The 16661-nt window shown below is 67.2% G+C and carries 11 protein-coding genes; all 11 read right to left on the reverse strand.

Going from position 1 to position 16661, the window contains the following annotated elements; genetic code table 11:
* Positions 1–54 precede the first annotated feature (54 nt).
* A complete protein-coding gene (locus tag ACZ5KV_RS06320) occupies positions 55–585 on the reverse strand; it encodes a chemotaxis protein CheW (RefSeq protein ID WP_464241498.1) in 531 nt (176 codons plus the stop codon).
* Between the two features lie 12 nt (positions 586–597).
* The gene (locus tag ACZ5KV_RS06325; protein ID WP_464241499.1) at positions 598–2289 is read right to left on the reverse strand and encodes a methyl-accepting chemotaxis protein; all 1692 of its coding nucleotides are present in this window, start codon (positions 2287–2289) and stop codon (positions 598–600) included.
* Positions 2290–3747: 1458 nt separating this feature from the next.
* Positions 3748–4053 (reverse strand): hypothetical protein, encoded by a 306-nt coding sequence (locus ACZ5KV_RS06330; protein WP_464241500.1) that lies wholly within the window; start codon positions 4051–4053, stop codon positions 3748–3750.
* Complete coding sequence (locus ACZ5KV_RS06335) at positions 4050–5792, reverse strand: PepSY-associated TM helix domain-containing protein (RefSeq protein WP_464241501.1); 1743 nt, start codon at positions 5790–5792, stop codon at positions 4050–4052. The genes ACZ5KV_RS06330 and ACZ5KV_RS06335 overlap by 4 nt, the downstream gene beginning before the upstream one ends.
* Positions 5793–5806: 14 nt before the next feature.
* Positions 5807–8122 carry a TonB-dependent receptor gene (locus ACZ5KV_RS06340; RefSeq protein WP_464241502.1) on the reverse strand — a complete coding sequence of 772 codons (2316 nt, stop codon included), beginning with the start codon at positions 8120–8122 and terminating at the stop codon, positions 5807–5809.
* A gap of 142 nt (positions 8123–8264) precedes the next feature.
* On the reverse strand, positions 8265–9302 hold the full coding sequence (locus ACZ5KV_RS06345) for a FecR family protein (protein ID WP_464241503.1): 1038 nt from the start codon (positions 9300–9302) through the stop codon (positions 8265–8267).
* Between the two features lie 23 nt (positions 9303–9325).
* Complete coding sequence (locus ACZ5KV_RS06350) at positions 9326–9871, reverse strand: RNA polymerase sigma factor (RefSeq protein ID WP_464241504.1); 546 nt, start codon at positions 9869–9871, stop codon at positions 9326–9328.
* Positions 9872–9973: 102 nt separating this feature from the next.
* Complete coding sequence (locus tag ACZ5KV_RS06355; protein WP_464241505.1) at positions 9974–11461, reverse strand: MATE family efflux transporter; 1488 nt, start codon at positions 11459–11461, stop codon at positions 9974–9976.
* A 198-nt stretch (positions 11462–11659) separates the two neighbouring features.
* A complete protein-coding gene (locus ACZ5KV_RS06360; RefSeq protein WP_464241506.1) occupies positions 11660–12466 on the reverse strand; it encodes a TetR/AcrR family transcriptional regulator in 807 nt (268 codons plus the stop codon).
* Complete coding sequence (locus ACZ5KV_RS06365; RefSeq protein ID WP_464241507.1) at positions 12463–15531, reverse strand: efflux RND transporter permease subunit; 3069 nt, start codon at positions 15529–15531, stop codon at positions 12463–12465. The genes ACZ5KV_RS06360 and ACZ5KV_RS06365 overlap by 4 nt, the downstream gene beginning before the upstream one ends.
* Positions 15528–16637, reverse strand: coding sequence for an efflux RND transporter periplasmic adaptor subunit (locus tag ACZ5KV_RS06370; protein WP_464241508.1), 1110 nt, complete (start codon positions 16635–16637; stop codon positions 15528–15530). The genes ACZ5KV_RS06365 and ACZ5KV_RS06370 overlap by 4 nt, the downstream gene beginning before the upstream one ends.
* Positions 16638–16661 lie beyond the last annotated feature (24 nt).

Here is a 16661-nt window from a genome sequence, read left to right on the forward strand (position 1 = left end):
CCAGGCTGACAGCCTGGGCCCCCTGGTTTCCCGGATTGCGGAACGCGACGCAGCCTAGGCGTGGGCCCGGACCGCTCCGGCCTGAGCGACCGGCGGAGCCTCCACCCCCACGGCGACCACGTCGGCGAGGTCCGTCGAGGAGAAGACGCGGTCCACATCGAGCACGATGAGGAACTGCTCGCCCAGGTGGGCGATGCCCTTGATGAAAGCCACGTCCACCACCGCACCCATGCGCGGGGGCGGCCCGATCTGGTCCGGGGCGAGATCCACCACCTCCTGCACCGAATCGGCCAGGGCGCCCAGTTCCACGATTTCCCCGCCGCTTTTGACCTCGGTGATGATGATGCAGGTGTTCACGCCGAGTTGCGTCTTGCTCATGCCGAACTTGAGGCGCAGGTCCACCACGGGCACGGCGTGGCCGCGCAGGTTGATGACCCCGCGCATGAACTCGGGGGTGCGCGGGATGCGCGTGATGTTCTTGTCGTCCAGGATTTCGCGCACCGACGAAATGCCCAGGGCGAACAGTTCGTCGCCCAGGGTGAACGTCAGGTGCTGGTCCAGTTCCGCCTGGAGAATGTCAGCCATGATGCCTCCCGTTTAGAAACGCTCGAAGGCGTCATCGCTGTCGTCGTGCGCGGCCATGTCCAGATTCACGCCACCCGCCTTGGGCAGCGCCTTGGGCCGGGCCGGGGTCGGGTGCGCCGGGTGGGTCACGGCGATGACCTTGGCCCGGGCGGCCTTGCCCGCCTTGGCGCGCAAGGTTCCCGCGCCCGCCGTGTCGTTGATGCGGAAGAAGCCCATGGTGGACATGAGTTGCTCGGCCTGGCTGGACAGTTCCTCGGACGTGGAGGCCATCTCCTCCGAGGCCGAGGCGTTCTGCTGCACCACCTGGTCCAGTTGCAGCACGGCCTTGCTGATCTGGTCGGCCCCCGCGTTCTGCTCGTTGCTGGCGGCGGCGATCTCCTGGATCAGGTCGGCGGTCTTCTGGATGTCGGGCACCATCTTGGTCAGCATGACGCCCGCGTTCTCGGCGATCTCGACGCTGGAGCCGGACAGTTCGCTGATCTCGGCGGCGGCGGTGCCGCTGCGTTCGGCCAGCTTGCGCACCTCGGCGGCCACCACGGCGAAGCCCTTGCCGTGCTCGCCGGCGCGGGCGGCCTCGATGGCGGCGTTGAGCGCCAGCAGGTTGGTCTGCCGCGCGATTTCCTCGATGATGGAAATCTTCTCGGCAATGTGCTTCATGGCGTTCACCGCCTGGGACACGGCCTGCCCGCCCTCCTGGGCGTCACGGGCGGCCTGGACGGCGATCATCTGGGTCTGCTTGGCGTTTTCGGCGTTCTGGCGAATGTTCGCGGCCATCTGCTCCATGGACGAGGAGATCTCCTCCACGCTGGCGGCCTGCTCCGTTGCGCCCTGGGAGAGGCTCTCGGACGAAGCCGACAGCTCCTCGCTGCCCGAGGCCACGTTTTCCGCCGCCGACTGGACCTCGGCCACAACGTCGCGCAATTGTTCGCTCATACGCTTGATGTCGGCGTAGACGCCGATGTAGCGGATGTCGTCACGGAACTGCATGGTCAGGTCGCCCTCGGCGATCTTTCCGGCGATGTCGGCGATGATCATGGGCTCGGTGCCCAGTTGGCGGGTGATGACCCGGGCCACCAGGAAGGCCAGCAGCGCGCCGAGAACCACTGCCACGACGTTGCAGACGATGATGATCATCCGCGCCGCGTCATAGATGGCGTCGCCTTCGGAGCTGGCCCGGTCGGCCCCCTCGTTGTTCATGGTCACGAGATGAAGCAGCGCGGCGCTGGCCGTGTCGAACTCCTGGCGCGAATCGCTGCGGATCAGGTCGGTGGCCTCCTCGGTCCTGTTCTCGCGCGACAGGCCCAGAAGACGCTCGTGCTCCTTCATGTATTTCTGCCAGCTCTGATCGAACACCTGGTAGGCCCGCCGCTCCTCGTCGGAGCTGATCAACTTCTCGTAGGCCTCGCGCTGGCTTTGCATCTCGGCGAGGAGTGCATCCATGCGCTGTTCGCAATCGGCCATGGCCACGGTGTCGATGGACAGGATGTGCTCGAATTCCACGATGCGGAAATCCGAACTGAGCGTGTTGAGCTGAGAGGTTATGCGCGTGCTGGGGAGCCAGTTGCCGGAAATCTCCGTGGATTTGTCGTTGACCTCGGCAAGCTGGAACGTGGAGAACCAGCCCAACCCGACCATGATCAGCAAGACAATACCAAACGATAACAACAACTTGCTCATGACCCGCATTTTGATGAACCACTGCATGAACGCGCCTCCATTGGCTTCGAGGGTGTTTTTCGCGAAGGCATCCCGTGCGACAACGCCGCAAAACGCTGTCTGTCCGGCCATGGGGTTGCCGTCCCCTTGCGCTGTGGCCTGTTTCGCTCATGTGGCGACTTTTTGAAGCCACCAGAGATATGCCTTTCCGCAATCGCGTTGCCGTCAGCGGCCCGCAAACGGCGCAGCAGGAGAAGGCCATTCCTGTGTGCGCTGCGACCATGGAAAAGACACGGCGTTCACATGCATCACCATATCAACAGGCTTCAGAATCCTGCACACGCGCATTGCGTACGATGCTGCAATCGAATCAGCCGCGACAATCCATGCTCCCCATGCAGGGGAAGGCGCAAAAGCAATCATCAACGGAATCTGACCACTGTACGCCAACAATAGCATGCCGACCTATTATTGCCGCATTATCCGGATAGCATGCGCAGAGACCCATGTTAACTCTGTTATCAACAGCTTGAAGTCTATATCGCATCATGACAGCACGACGAGATGCACGCTGTGCAAAACTTAAACCTACTTTTTAATCCTTTTATAATTATTCATAGGCAGTACACAGATTCGCACCTCGCAGCGCATAGAAACCAAGCGGTTTCCTAAAAGCTCCCGCAAAAAGGGAAAAAACCATCGCCCCCATTAAGCGACACACAGTTCCGTATACGGCAAATCAGATAGACCGACCAAACCGGATATTTTGAGGCATACTGCATACAAAAGACAAAGTCGCTGGACCAAAAAATCGGTCAGCAATCCCTATATATAGCCATTATGTTTATCATTCTAGTATGATAAACAAGAGCAAATGAAATACTTATAGCCACAATATGAAACCGCATTAAAAAGCAGACAAATTAAAATTCGCTGCCTATTTACCATCTTTATTTCATGAACGATAAAAAATCACTTGGAATAGATTCCTTTTCGTTGCGAACGATGGTTCATGTGCTGCGAAGCGGCAAGGCGACTGAAACAGGAAAATAGTTATAAAAGCCATTGAGCGCTATAGTGTTTTCTGCTCCAAGGCGGCGCCGACATGGACCAAGTGAATTTGTTATATAGACAAAACCGAATAAAATTTTCTTTTCCACAATGCATATTTCCTATTCAAACAGTCTTCAAATATCACGCCCACGCCTTTCTGAAGTGCGCGTTGCGCGCCGCAACGGTGGGCTTCACCCTCTCGCGGCGCGCCGCTTTCGCGCAAACCAAAAAGACGCAGACGGTTCACGGCGCACCTGAAGTCGTGCATTCCGGCGCCACCACCAGCGGGGCCCCCTTCCGGACCCCGGGCAGGGGCAAACCCCGGCGGAACGGGCCGCCAGGCAAACAGGAAGCCCCCGGGGCCCTGGAAGCTCTTGCGATCTTCCAGAGCCCCGGGGGCTCCGAAGCTTGGCGCGGCCACGGTGCGAAGCGCGCGCCCGGACAGGGCGAGGGCTAGATGCCGTCCTCCCGGACCCGGTGCCCCGGTCCGGCGTCCAGCTCCACCTCGTAGGGCTCGCCGGGGCGCTCGAACAGGCACAGGCCGAACTCGTCCGTGCGGCCCTGCCAGAGCAGTGCGCCACCTTCCTTGCCGTAAATCTTCACCGGAATGCCCATGGCCAGGGTGCCGTCGGAGAAGGCTCCCGCCAGTTCGATGGTATTTTCCCCGTCCTCGACCAGGGAAAAGAAGAGGCTGTGCGCCCGGGCCGGGGCGGCCCACAGCAGCGTCAGCAGCGCCAGGGCGATGATGCTCGTCCTCATGATGCGTCCTCCATGGGGTTGACGGTGGCGGCGGGACCGGGGGCGGCATCCGGCGCATTCAGGGGCCAGTGCGCCCGTTGGACGGTGCCGTCCCAGGTTCGGATTTCGACCCACAGTTCGGCCCCGGCCAGGTCCTTGGGCAGGGCCAGGGGGGCGAAGGCCGTGTCGGCCATTCCCTTGGCCTGCACGCCCCGGGCCCGGGAGCCCGGCGCACCGCCGACGCCCACCAGGATGGCCCGGGCCTCGTCGAAGCGCCCGTCGGCGATGCGCGGGAAGACCATGACCCGCGCCCCGGGTTGCAGGGCCGTGCCCGCCGGGGCGCCGGAGGCGCCGGTCCTGCGGGGCGCGGCCATGACCAGCGGCGCGACCTCGAAATCGCCTACGAGCCGCGCGGCAAGCTCCACGGGCGCCGGGCCAGCCGCCGTCCCCGGGCGGCCCCCGGCGGCCCCAAAGCGCGCCATGCCCGCCAGCAGGGCCACCACGATCAGGACGTTGACGTACTTGAAGACGCCCATGGGTCCGCCCCAGGGCTTGACCCAGTTCCAGATTCGCCGCCCGACCCCGGAGGGCGCGGCGGCGCGCAGGCGGCGCAGGTGGATGAGCAGGCCGGACACGACCAGGAAACTGGCCCCCGTGCCACACAGGAACCACAGGAACTTCATGACCGCCTTGGGGAAAGAGCCCCAGGAGTGCGGCACCAGCTCGCCGTGGTGCAACTGGCTCATGGCCTCGAAGAGAAAGCGCGTCACCGGCGCATCCGCCGCCAGGTCCGCGCCCATGATCTCCGCCGTGAACGGGTGCACGTACACGGCGTTGGGGGTGCGGCCCTGGAGGTATTCGCCCCGGTCGCCGTAGATCACGAAGGGCATGTTCAGGTTCAGCGGCGGCATGATCCCGAGGATGGTCATGTCCGGATAGGCCGCGCGTACCGCGTCGACCACCGCCACGCCGCTGGCGCGCCGGGGCGTCTGCGGGCCCAGGGCGTCGAGGTCGGCCTCGGAGAGCCTGGGCGGCACGGGCTGGCTGTCCACCACGTCGGGCACCAGGTCGAACTGGGCCAGGGGGAAGTTGTAGAAGTACCAGGTTCCCGTCAGCCCGATGATGAGCAGGAAGGCCAGGGTCCACAGGCCGATGAAACGGTGCAGCCCGCCGAGCACGACGCGCGCCCCGCCCCGCAGCCGGGGCAGCCTGAAGAACCCGCGCCAGAACTTCCGGTAGGCGATCAGGCCCGAGATGGTCGCCAGCAGCAGCAGCACGCCGGAGAAGTTGACCACGTAGAACCCGAACAACCCCTGGAACAGGACGGCGTGGGCCCGCGAAAGCACGAAGCGCACGGTCACCTCGGGCACCTCGCCCAGAACCTGCCCGGTATACGGGTCCAGGGCCACGGTGCGCTTGGCGCCGCCCGGCAGGACGACATGGGTCGTGGCCGCCGCGCCGGGCTCGTGCACGGCGGTCTCGATGTGGGTGATGCCCATGCCGGGATAGGCGCGCAGCAGGGAGTCGTACAGCGCGCCGGGGTTGACCCGCACGGCCTGCGGGCCCGGAGGCGCCGCGCGCAGGGCGGGGAATACCAGCCGGTCCAGTTCCGGGCCGTACACGGCCAGGGTGCCGGTGACCATGACCACGGTCAGCAGCATCAGGAACCACAGACCGGCGGCCCTGTGGACGATGGTGGCGACGCGCGCCGCGGACCATCCGGCCCGCGACGCACGCGCGTTGTTGCTTGTTTGTCGCATGCGTCCGCCCGGCCCTAGAACGCGTACTTGATGCCCACGCCGAATTCGCGCGGATTGCCGATGATGGCCCGGCCGGAGGCCAGCTCGCTGATCCTGTAGCCCTCGTCGAACACGTTGTTGACGAAGGCGTACACGGTGAAGCCGTCGAACTCGTAGCTGCTCTGGAGGTCGAACACCGTGTAGTCGCCTGCGGAGATGCCGTCGTTGGTGTCCTCGCTCTTGTATTCGCCGACGTAGCGCGCGCGGCCGCCGATCTTCAGGCCCTGCATGATCTCGTAGTCGGCGCCCAGGGAGAGGGTCAGATCCGGGGAACGCATGAACGCCGCGCCTTCGGCGTCGATGCCGCCCGCGTCCTCGAACTTCTTGATCTCGGTGTGCAGCAGGCCGAGCCCGGCGGTCACGTGCAGAGCCTCGGTGACCAGGTATTCGGCGCTGACCTCCAGGCCGTAGCTCTCGGCGTCGTCGGCGTTGGCGATGCCGTAGACCTCGGTGGTGCCCATCATGCCGGCCAGATAGTTCATCTGGTAGTCGGAATACTTGGCGTAGAACAGGTTGGTGTTCAGCAGCAGGCGGTTGTCCAGGAGCTTGGAGCGGGTGAACAGCTCGTAGTTCCAGACGGTTTCCTCGTCGAAGCGGTTGGTGACGCCCGAGGTCCAGATCAGCGTGACGCCGCCGGGGTTGAAGCCGCGCGACACCAGGCCGCCGACGCGGAAGTCGTCGGTCACGTCGTAGCCCAGGACGAACTTGGGCAGCCAGGCCTCGTAGGTCTTGTCGAAGTCGAGGTCCACGTTGTAGAGCGTGCCGCCCGTCGTGGTGCCCCGGCGCTCCTGGCTGTCGCTCTGGTAGCGCAGGCCCACGGTCAGGTCGAGGCGGTCGGTGATGTCGTAGGTCATCTCCGTGTACAGGCCCAGGCTGTCCTGTTCGTCGTCGAAGGTGCCCACGCCGCTCAGGACGTAATTCAGGAACTCATCGCTGGCGGTGTGCTGGTAGAAAGTCGCCAGCAGGCCGGACAGGCCGTTCTCCGGGCTTTTCCAGTGCAGGGTGGTTTCGTTGACCAGGTCGTCGCGGTCGATCTCCGCCCGGCCGTTGCGGTCCACGTCCACATAGCGCACGCTGTCCATGTTCGAGTACGACAGGCGGTTGGACAGCTCCAGGTTGTCGGAGAAGGCGTAGCTCACGTCGTGGGTGCCCGTGTTGGTCACGAGCCGCCGCGAGGGCATGTTCACGGAAATGGCCTTGAGGTCCTCGTAAGGCTCCCTGACGTATTCCGCCTGGGGCCCTTCGTTCTTGGTGCTGCTGAGGGTGAGTTTCATTTTCAATTCAGGGGCGCTCGTCGGCTCCCACAGCAACTTGCCGCGCAGGACTTCGCTCAGGATGGTGTTGGGGTCCGGGCCGTAGTCCTGGGTGGGCTGGATGTCGATGAAGCTGTCGCGACGGCGCAGGTCGGTGGAGAGCAGGATGGCCAGCTCGTCGCCCACCACCGGGCCGGACACCGAGGCCGAAAAACGGCCCGCCCGGTAGTCGCCGACTTCGGCCTGGACCTTGCCGTGGGGCTCGAAGGTCGGGTCGGCGGTGACCACGTGGATGGCGCCCGCAATGGAGTTCACGCCCTGGGAGGTGGTCTGCGGGCCGCGGAAGACTTCCACCCGCTCTACGTCCCAGATGGACGTGGCACCGAAGATGAACTCGTCGTAACTCACAGGCCGCCCGTCCACGGTGATGGTCGCGCGCGGACGCGACCCGCCGAAGAAGGCATAGACGCCCGAAAGCGGACCGCCGGCCTTGACGCCGCGGATGGTCGGGCCCTCGTTGCTGTTGCCGCCCAGGTCCACGTTGGGGATGAATTGCAGGATGTCGTCCACCTCGCGGAAGCCCGGGGAGTTGTCGATGTCCTCGCCGGTGAAGGCCGTGGCCGAGGCCGCCGTCTCGTACAGCGTGCGCGCGGTGCGCTCGCCCGTGATGACCATGGGTTCGAGTTGCAGGCCGCCCCGGGTGTCGTCGGCCCCGTCGGCGCCCTTTTCGCGCACCACCAGCGAGCCGTTGGACGAATAACCGGCCTCAAGGCCGGAGCCTTCCAGAAGCATGCGCACGGCCTCGTCGGCCGTCAGTTCGCCGGAAACGGCGGGGGCCATCCTGTCGCGCAGCAGTTCCCCGGGGGCGACCACGGTCAGGCCGAAGGTCTGCCCCGCCATGGTCAGGGATTCCTCAAGGGGCTGCGCGGGCAGGTCGATGCGCACGGGTTTGCCGCCCTCCTGGGCCAGGGCCAGGGCCGCCGTCAGGACGAAGGCCATGGCAAGGGCCGCCGTCCGCGTTGTGTATCGGGTCGTCATCCTGCTCAAACTCTCCACGTGTGTGTCCTCCTCGACATGGATTCGCGGTGCCGCCACATGGCGGACCTTACGAACAAGACGCGCGGCGCAACCGGGCGGCAACCCGGACGAGGAAAAAAGAAGGGAAAAAAGTGAAAAACGGCTACCGCACGCGGCGCAGGACGATCTCCTGCGCCGTGGCGTCCAGCCGCACGGGGAAGACTTCGGTCAGCGTCTGAAGCAGGCCGTCGATGTCGCCGCTGTCGAAGGTCGCCGTGACCCGCAGTTCGGCCACGTCCTGCTCGGCGATCCTGACCTTGCGGTGCCGGTAGCGGTTGATGTCGGCGGCGATCTCGGCCAGGGGGGCGTCGATGTAGACCAGCAGGTTTTCGCGCCAGGCGCCCACGGCTTCGGGCTGAAGGCTCGCGTCGCGGGTCGCGTCGCCGTCCGCGCGGACGGTGAGCCGCTCCCCGGCGGCCAGGGTCGCGGCCGGGGCCGCCTGGGCGGCGGGTGCCCCGACCGGAGCCGCCGCCTGCGGCGCCTCGTCCACGTGCACGCTGACCACGCCCTCGCGCACGGCGACCTGGGTCTCCCGCGCGCTGCGCCGGACGTTGAAGGCCGTGCCGTGGACGACGATGCGCGTTCCGCCGCCGACGACCTCGAAAGGCCGGTCCGCGTCCCTGGCGACCTCGAAATAGGCCTCGCCGGGGCCCATGCGCACCAGACGCAGCTCCGGGGTGAAGCGGACCTCCACCGAGGTGTCCGCGCCGAGGGTGATGCGGCTGCCGTCGGCGAGGTCCACGCCGCGCGTCCGGCCCACGGCGGCGGTGTAGGTTTCGGGCCCGGCGGGGCCGACACCGGGAATGAGCTGCACGGCCAGCAGCAGCACCAGGCACGCCGCCGCCAGCCCCCCGGCCAGAGGCGCCAGACGCCGCGCGCCGAGGCCGCCGCGCGGGGCCGGGGCCCGGCGCAGCCGCTCGCCTGGGGAAGGTTTGAAGAAGGCCGGATCCAGGGCGGCGGGGTCCAGGTCGCCCATCTCGTCCCAGAAGCGCCGGGCCCGCTCGTAGGCCCGGGCATGGGCCGCGTCGGCCCGCAGCCAAGCCTCGAAGCGCTCCCTGTCCGCAGGAGCGACCTCGGCGTCGGCCATGGTGGCGCGCCACAGGAAGGCGGTCTTCATGAGGGGGTCGGTTGTCCGGGGCACGGCTGTTTCATCCCATATCGCGGTCAGGTATGCAACGCGGCATAGAGGTCGTCCATGGCCCGGGCCACGTGCTTGCTCACGGCGGGCCGCGAGATGCCCAGCCGCCGGGCCGCATCGCCGTGGCTCAATCCCTCCACCCGCGTCAGGATGAAGGCCCGGCGCCGCTGCTCCGGCATGGCGCGCAACACGCTCTGGACGATATCCATCTGCTCCCTTGCTTCCAAGACGCGTTCGGGGGTCAGGGCGTAACCCTCCTCCCCGCCCTGCACCCGGGCGACCTCGGCCTGGTGCCGCGCGGCCACGCGGCTGCCGCGCAGATCGGAGATGGCCAGGTTGCGCACCGTGCGCCACAAGAAGGCCTTGAGATTACCGATGGTCCCGAGGTTGCCCCGGGCGGCGATGTTCTCGAAGGCATGCTGGGCGATCTCCTCGGCCTGGTCCGGGGCGGAGCGGAACTGCGTGCGCACGTAGCGCACCAGGGGCTTGTACTGCCCCAGGTACAGTTCCTCGATGGAGGCGCTGCAATCCAGGCAAAGCGCCTCGGGGTGTTGTTCGCTTTTTTCGCTCACGGCGGCCGTCGGCAGAATCAGAGTGCGTAAATATGAAAATGATTTTCAATCTCGAATAGAGGCATCCGGAAAAAAAGTCAAACCCGACGTGGCGGCGCTTTTTCATGAGCCCGGGCGGGAACCCGGGAGGGAGGCAGGAGATGCGTCCGGGCGGGAATCAGGATGCGGGGCAGGGCATGCGCCCGGACAGGGAACCCCGCCTCCCGCCCGCCGGGCGGCGGGCCGCAGGGCGTGGCCGCGCCAGTCCAGCCGCAGCAGGGCGAAGAGCAGCAGCAGAAAATGGCAGCCGTGGGCCCCGAGCAGCGCGGCCCACACGCCCGGAGCGCCCGCGTGAACCGTGTGGCCCAGCAGCCAGGCCAGGGGCAGCTTGACCAGCCACCCGGCCAGCCCCTGGGCGGCCATGGCATAGCGCGTGGCGCCCGCGCCGGTCATCACCCCGCCGAGAATGTTCGCCGCCACGGCGAACGGAACGGCCCACAGGGCGTAGCCCAGGTAGACCCCGGCGGCGGCGCGCACGGCGGGGTCGGGCGTGGCCAGGGCCAGAATGGGCCCGCGCAGGGCCCAGACCAGCAGCGCCCCCAGGCCGAGCACCGCGCAGCCCAACCCCAGGATGCGCCGGGCCACGGCCAGGGCCAGGGCGGGCCGCCCGGCCCCCAGGGCGCGGCCGACCAGGATGGAGGCGGTCAGGCTCAGGGCGTAGGCGGGCAGGAACAGCAGGGCCTCGATGCGCATCCCGGCGGCAAAGGCGGCCAGCGCGGTCACGCCATCCCCGGGCAGGGCGGCCAGGATGGTGAACAGGACCAGATGGCTGCCCTGCCAGAGAATCTGGGCCATGCCCGCAGGCCAGGCATAGCGCGCCAGCGGCTGCCAGGCCCGGCGCATCCAGGCCCATGGAGGCAGTGCGGCCCGCCGCAGCAGACCCCTGCGCCACAGGTGCCACAGGTTCAGCGCCGCGCCCGCGCCCACCGAGACGACACTGGCCCAGGCCAGGCCCTGGGCACCCCAGCGCGGCAGGCCCCACAGCCCCAGGCCCAACCCGCAGTCGAGCACGGCGTTGGCCGCCGCGACGAGAGCCATGGACCACAGCGGAACCCGGACCCGGCGGAAGCTCTGGAAGATCGCGTTGCTGACCAGGAGCAGATAGTAGAACGGCAGGGCGTACAGATAGACGCCCAGAAAGCGCCCGGCCACGGGCACGGCGGCTTCCGGCACCTGGAGCACGGCCAGCAAGGCGCCCCGAAACAGCCCGAAGGCCAAGGCGGACAGCCCCCCGCAGCCCACGGCCAGCAGGAGCAGGAGCCCGACGTAGCGCCCGACCCGGCGCCGCCGCCCGGCCCCCAGGGACTGGGACAGGACCGCCACGGCCCCGCTGGCCATGGCCGTGCCGGCCACGAGGAAAAAGAAGACGGACACGGAAACGAGCCCCAGGCAGGCCTGGACCTCCGGCCCGATATGCCCGGCGACGACCACGTCCGTGGCCGCGACCAGGAACTGGGCGGCCATGGTCAGCACCTGGGGCCAGGCCAGGGCGAGGATGGCCCCGAACGACCCGAGAGAGTCCCCACGCGGGGCGGCAGCCGAGGGCACCATATGACTACGACGCCCGGCCCGGCCGGCCGGTAACCGGGAAATGCGGCCCGGCGCGTTGTCGGCACGGGAATCCCGGCCGACCCGGCCGGTCACCGGGCAAGCGCCCCGGGCCCCCCGGAGCCGCTCGAAGTGTCGCGGCGGAAGCGCGGATGCGCCCCCCGCCTGCACCCGGCGAACGGCTGGGGCCGTGGCGGTTTTTCACCGCGAAGCCGTCACCCCCGCTTCCCCTTGGCCACGCGCGCCGGGCAACGGCGCGGCGTTGCCGCACCCATCGGAGCCCGGCGCAGGAGGATGCTTGCCCACCTCCCGGGACGACACTGGCTCGTTCACGCTTCCGGCCGTCGGCCCGGCGCCCCTGATCCCGGCCAGGGCGAAGGCCGCCATGTGCGCGGCGGTCTGTTCGAGCAGGGCCGGGTCGCGAAACGCCTGAAACGTTTTTTGATCCCGGACGGAGCTCAGGAAAGACGCGAACAACTGGCCGAGGCAACTGTCCGCACAGGCCAGCGCCGCCCAGAGGGGCGCCGGGCCCAGCAGGTCGGCGGCAATGCACCTGGCGCGGCTTTCCAGCTCCTTGATTTCCGGCGGGTCGAGCCCCGGGCCGCACGGCGGGGGCGAGACCATCCCCCACGCCATCACCCTGGCTCGTTTGTACGCCGTCTCCAGCCGTCCGCCGCCCCAAAAGAACCGTTTCAGGGCCGCCACGTAGAATGCCATGAGCCCCCGGCGCGCCGATGCGCCCCCGCCCGGCGAGCCGCCGTCCAGGGGAAAACGGGCCCTGTTTCCCCGGTGCCAGTCCTCGATCATGAACCGGTACAGGCCCTCCTTGCTTTGGAAGTGGTAGTTCACCGCCGCGGAATTGACCCCGGCGCGGGAGCATATCTCCCGCACGGTTCCCTGCCGGAACCCCTTCTCGGCGAACACGTCCAGGGCCGCACCCAGGACGCGCTCCCTGGTTCCCTTTTCCTTCCGCTTCGTCTCCCCCGCCCGCGATTCGCGCTGTTTCATGGCCGCCCGTCCGCCGAGATGCGGCCGGTCAGCCGTCCTGGCCGTTTGACGTTGAAGAAGACGCAATAGAGCACGGGAACCACCACCAGGGTCAGCGCCGTGGCAAAGGTCAGGCCGCCCATGATCGTCACGGCCATGGGGGCGAAGAAGGCGTCCCACAGCAGGGGCGTCATGCCCAGGACCGTGGTGAAGGCGGCCATGCTCACGGGGCGGACCCTGTCGACCGCCGAATCCAGCACCGCCAGATGCGGCGGCTTGCCCTCGGCCAATTCGATGTTGATCTGGTCCAGAAGCACGATTTCATTTTTTATAAGCATTCCTGAGAGGCTCAGGAATCCGAGCATGGCCATGAAGCCGAAAGGCGTTCCGGCCAGAAGCATGGCCCCTGTCACACCGATTATGGTCAGCGGCAGGCCGAGGAAAATGATCAGCGTATGCCGCAGCGTATTGAAGAGCATGATGCTGATGAGAAGCATCAGGGCGAAGGCTATGGGCACGTTGGCCATGAGCTTCGTGTTCGCCTCCACCTGCTCCTCGTGCTCCCCGCCCCATTCGAGGGTATAGCCCTGCGGAAGTTCCAGGGCCTCGACGGACGGGCGCAGGCGGCGGAAGAGCGCGTCGGTGGTGCCCGTGCGCTGCTTGCAGAACACGCGCAGCACCCGCAGGCGGTTGAGTCTCTGGACCACGGGAATCTCCCATCCCACGTCCAGCCCGGAGGTGACCTGGCCCATGGGCACCCAATGCTGGCGCGCCTCGCTCCAGACATGCACGTCCGCGACGTTTTCGATGCCGTGCCGCTGCGCATGGGGAGGCCGCAACATGATCGGCAACAGGTCGTCGCCCTGGCGATACGTACCCGCGCTGATGCCCGGAAAATTCGCGGCAAGGGCCTGGGCCAGCTCCGGGCGCGTGACGCCGATTTCGCGGGCCCGCGCCTCGGCGAACTCGACGCACTGGATCTTGACCTTCCGGCCCCAGTCCGTGCGTATGCTGCGCGTGTTGTCGTCGGCCGCCATCACCGCCTTGACCCGTTCGCCCAGGGCGTAGAGCACGTCGGCGTCCGGCCCGCTGAGCCGGGCAACCACGGCCCCGCCTCCCGGGCCGAGCTTGAAGGCGTCCACGCTGGTCACGGCCCGGCTGTGGCGCTCCTCCAGGTAGCCGGTCAGTTTCGTGCGCAGGCCGGGGATGCGGGTGAAGTCGTCCAGGTCCACCAGAAGCTGGCCGTAGCAGGCGGCGGGCATTTCCGGCTCGAATGTCAGCAGGAAGCGCAACGGCCCCCGCCCCACGAAAGCGGCCACGTCGCGCACGCCTTCCAGGGAACGGACGTAGGCGCCGATAGCGTTCACCTCCCCGGCGGTTTCGTCGATGCTGGTGCCTTCGGGCATCCAGACATCCACGGTGATCTGCGGGCGATTCATGTCCGGCATGAAGTCCTGCTTGACGAACCGCCCTCCCCACATGGCGGCCATGAGCATGGCCGCCACCGCGGACAGGGTGACCCAGCGGCGGTCGATGCATGCCGCGGCGAAGCGCCTGTACCAGGCGAAGAAGGCCGCGCCGCGGCGGCTGGCCCGGTGCCGGTGTTCCCGGGGGGCGAAGGCCACGCAGAAAAACGGCGTCACGACGATGGCCAGGACCCAGCTCAGGCCCAGGGAAAGGCAGATGACCTGGAACAGACTCTTCAGCCATTCGCCGGTCATGTCCTTCGACAGGGTGATGGCCGCGAAAGCCAGGATGGCGATGCCCGTGGCCCCGAGGAGCGGCCACTGGGATTCCTGGACGGTGGCCCGGGCGGCATGGTCCGGCGCCATGCCCCGGCGGGTTTTCATGGCGATGCCCTCGGCCACCACGATGGCGTTGTCCACCAGCATGCCGAGGGCGATGACCAGGGCGCCGAGGGAAATGCGCTGCAGGGAGATGCCCATGGCGTACATGCAAATGAACGTGGCCAGGATGGTCAACAGCAGCACCGCGCCGATGATCAGCCCTTCCCGGAGCCCCATGAAGACCATGAGCAGCGCCACCACGATGGCCACGGCCGCGACGAGATTGAAGACGAAACCCTGCACGGCCTCGCGCACGGTCCGGGACTGGTTGGCAATGAAATGGGCTTCCACGCCTAGGGGGATCCGCGCCTCCAGCGACCTGAGCCGCTGGTCGACGGCCTCGCCCATGGCGATGACATCGCCCCCCGATATGGTGGATATGCCCATGCCCACGGCCGGGCGACCGTTCCAGAGCATGATCTCGCCCTGAGGCTCGACGAGCTCCCGGGCGACGACGGCAACGTCGCCCAGGCGGATCATGCGCCCGTCCGCACCCACCCGGATGAGGGCTTCGGCCAGTTTGTCCACGTCGCCGTAATCGCCTGTCACCCGTAGACGTATGTCCTCCGGCCCGACCTCGACCTTGCCCGATTCCGTGATCGCGTTCTGGTGGCTGATGGCCTGAATGACCGCCGTGGGAGCGATGCCCAACTGCACGAGCTTGGCGCGGTCCATCTCCACGTAGACGGCCTCGGTGGGCAGCCCCCAGAAGTCGATGCGGCCCACGTCCCGGCAGAGCAGGAGCTCGCGGCGCAGATCCTCGGCGATTTCGCCCAGGTCGTGCAGCGGGTACCCCTCTCCGGTCAGCGCAAAGACCAGGCCGTACACGTCGCCGAAGTCGTCGTTGACCGCGGGGCGCCCGCAACCGGGAGGAAGCCCCCGCTCGGCCTGCTCCACCTTTCTGCGCAGCTCGTCCCAGACCTGGGGCAGCCCGTGTTTGTCGTAGCGTTCCTGAATCTCGGCGAACACGATGGACAGCCCGGCGCGGGAAATGGAGCGGACCTCCTTGAGTTGTTTGAGTTGCTGGATGGCCGTTTCCAGAGGTTTCGTGACCTCCAGTTCCACCTGCTCGGCGTCGGCCCCGGGATAGGCGGTCTGGATCACGGCCTGCTTGATGGTGAACTCGGGGTCCTCCAGCCGCCCCAGCTTGCCGTAGGCCAGGGCACCCCCGACCGCCACCATGAGCAGCAGGAAGCAGGTCACAACCTTGTTGCGGATCGCGTAGTCTGCCGGATTCATCCGTCCAGCCCGTCCTTGCCGCGCTTCATGGGGCGGGCCTTGATGCCCTCGCTCAGGGCGTGCAGGCCCGCCACGGCCAGAAGGACGCCCGGCTCGACCGCTCCGCGCACGACGGCCTCGCCCCCGTGCAGCGATTCGATCCGCACCTGTACCCTGCGCGGAGAGCCGCCGTCGGGGTCGATGCACCAGACGAAGGCCCTGTCCCCGGGGCCGCGCCATACGGCCTCCACAGGGACGAGCACCGCCGGACCGCCCGGACCGGCGGAGGATTCCGTGCCCACGCGGGCTTCCACCGTGGCGGTCATGCCCGGGTAGATCTGGATGCCGCCTGGCGGCCGCAGGACCACCACCACATCGTAGGAACGGGTCACCTTGTCGGACTCGGCGTTGTACTCGCGGACGGCGGCGTCGAACCAATGCGTTTCGTCGGCATCGAAACGGACCCGGGGATTCTTCAGCCCCTTGGGCCCGCCATGGGCGAAGAGGCGTTCGGGAATCTGAATGACCACCTCCACCAGGGACGTGTCCTGCAGGGACATGACGGTCTGCTGAGCGTTGACGTGCTCGTAGTTCTCCACCCCCCTGCTCACGACGACGCCGTCGAAAGGAGCTTCGAGAACGGTGTCGGCCAAGGCCTTTTCCTTGATGCGCAGATCGGCCAGGGCGACCTCGTAAGCGGTGGAGGCCTCCTCGAAGTCGTCCTCCGTGACCGCCGCCCCGGCCAGCAGGTCGCGCATCCGCTCCAGCCTGCGCCCGGCGAGGTCGCATTTGGCCCTGGCCGCGTCCACCTGGTGCCCGAAGTCCCGCCGGTCCAGGCGGGCCAGCAGGTCGCCCTTGCGCACGCGGTCGCCCTCCTGGGCGTCGAGCCGTGCCAGGACGCCGGTCACGGGAAAGGCGAGGTCCACCCGCCTGGCCGCGCGGACCTTGCCCGGGAAGGACCTGGCCTGGTCCTCGACCAACGGCCTGGCCGGAGCCGTGGGAATCGGCCGCGCCACCACCACCCTGTCGCCGGCCTTGCCGTCGGGTCCGGGCAGGCCGAAGGCCAGAGCCAGAACAAGCGGTACCGCGCCGAGGATGCCCCACAGAACATACTGTTTCTTCGACATCGTTTTCCATCCATATGGTTAAGC

This window comes from Desulfocurvus thunnarius, assembly GCF_055390965.1.

Coding starts and splice junctions, on each gene's coding strand:
- ACZ5KV_RS06320 (WP_464241498.1), bottom strand. CDS start 585: ATGGCTGACATTCTCCAGGCGGAACTGGACCAGCACCTGACGTTCACC.
- ACZ5KV_RS06325 (WP_464241499.1), bottom strand. CDS start 2,289: ATGCAGTGGTTCATCAAAATGCGGGTCATGAGCAAGTTGTTGTTATCG.
- ACZ5KV_RS06330 (WP_464241500.1), bottom strand. CDS start 4,053: ATGAGGACGAGCATCATCGCCCTGGCGCTGCTGACGCTGCTGTGGGCC.
- ACZ5KV_RS06335 (WP_464241501.1), bottom strand. CDS start 5,792: ATGCGACAAACAAGCAACAACGCGCGTGCGTCGCGGGCCGGATGGTCC.
- ACZ5KV_RS06340 (WP_464241502.1), bottom strand. CDS start 8,122: ATGACGACCCGATACACAACGCGGACGGCGGCCCTTGCCATGGCCTTC.
- ACZ5KV_RS06355 (WP_464241505.1), bottom strand. CDS start 11,461: ATGGTGCCCTCGGCTGCCGCCCCGCGTGGGGACTCTCTCGGGTCGTTC.
- ACZ5KV_RS06360 (WP_464241506.1), bottom strand. CDS start 12,466: ATGAAACAGCGCGAATCGCGGGCGGGGGAGACGAAGCGGAAGGAAAAG.
- ACZ5KV_RS06365 (WP_464241507.1), bottom strand. CDS start 15,531: ATGAATCCGGCAGACTACGCGATCCGCAACAAGGTTGTGACCTGCTTC.
- ACZ5KV_RS06370 (WP_464241508.1), bottom strand. CDS start 16,637: ATGTCGAAGAAACAGTATGTTCTGTGGGGCATCCTCGGCGCGGTACCG.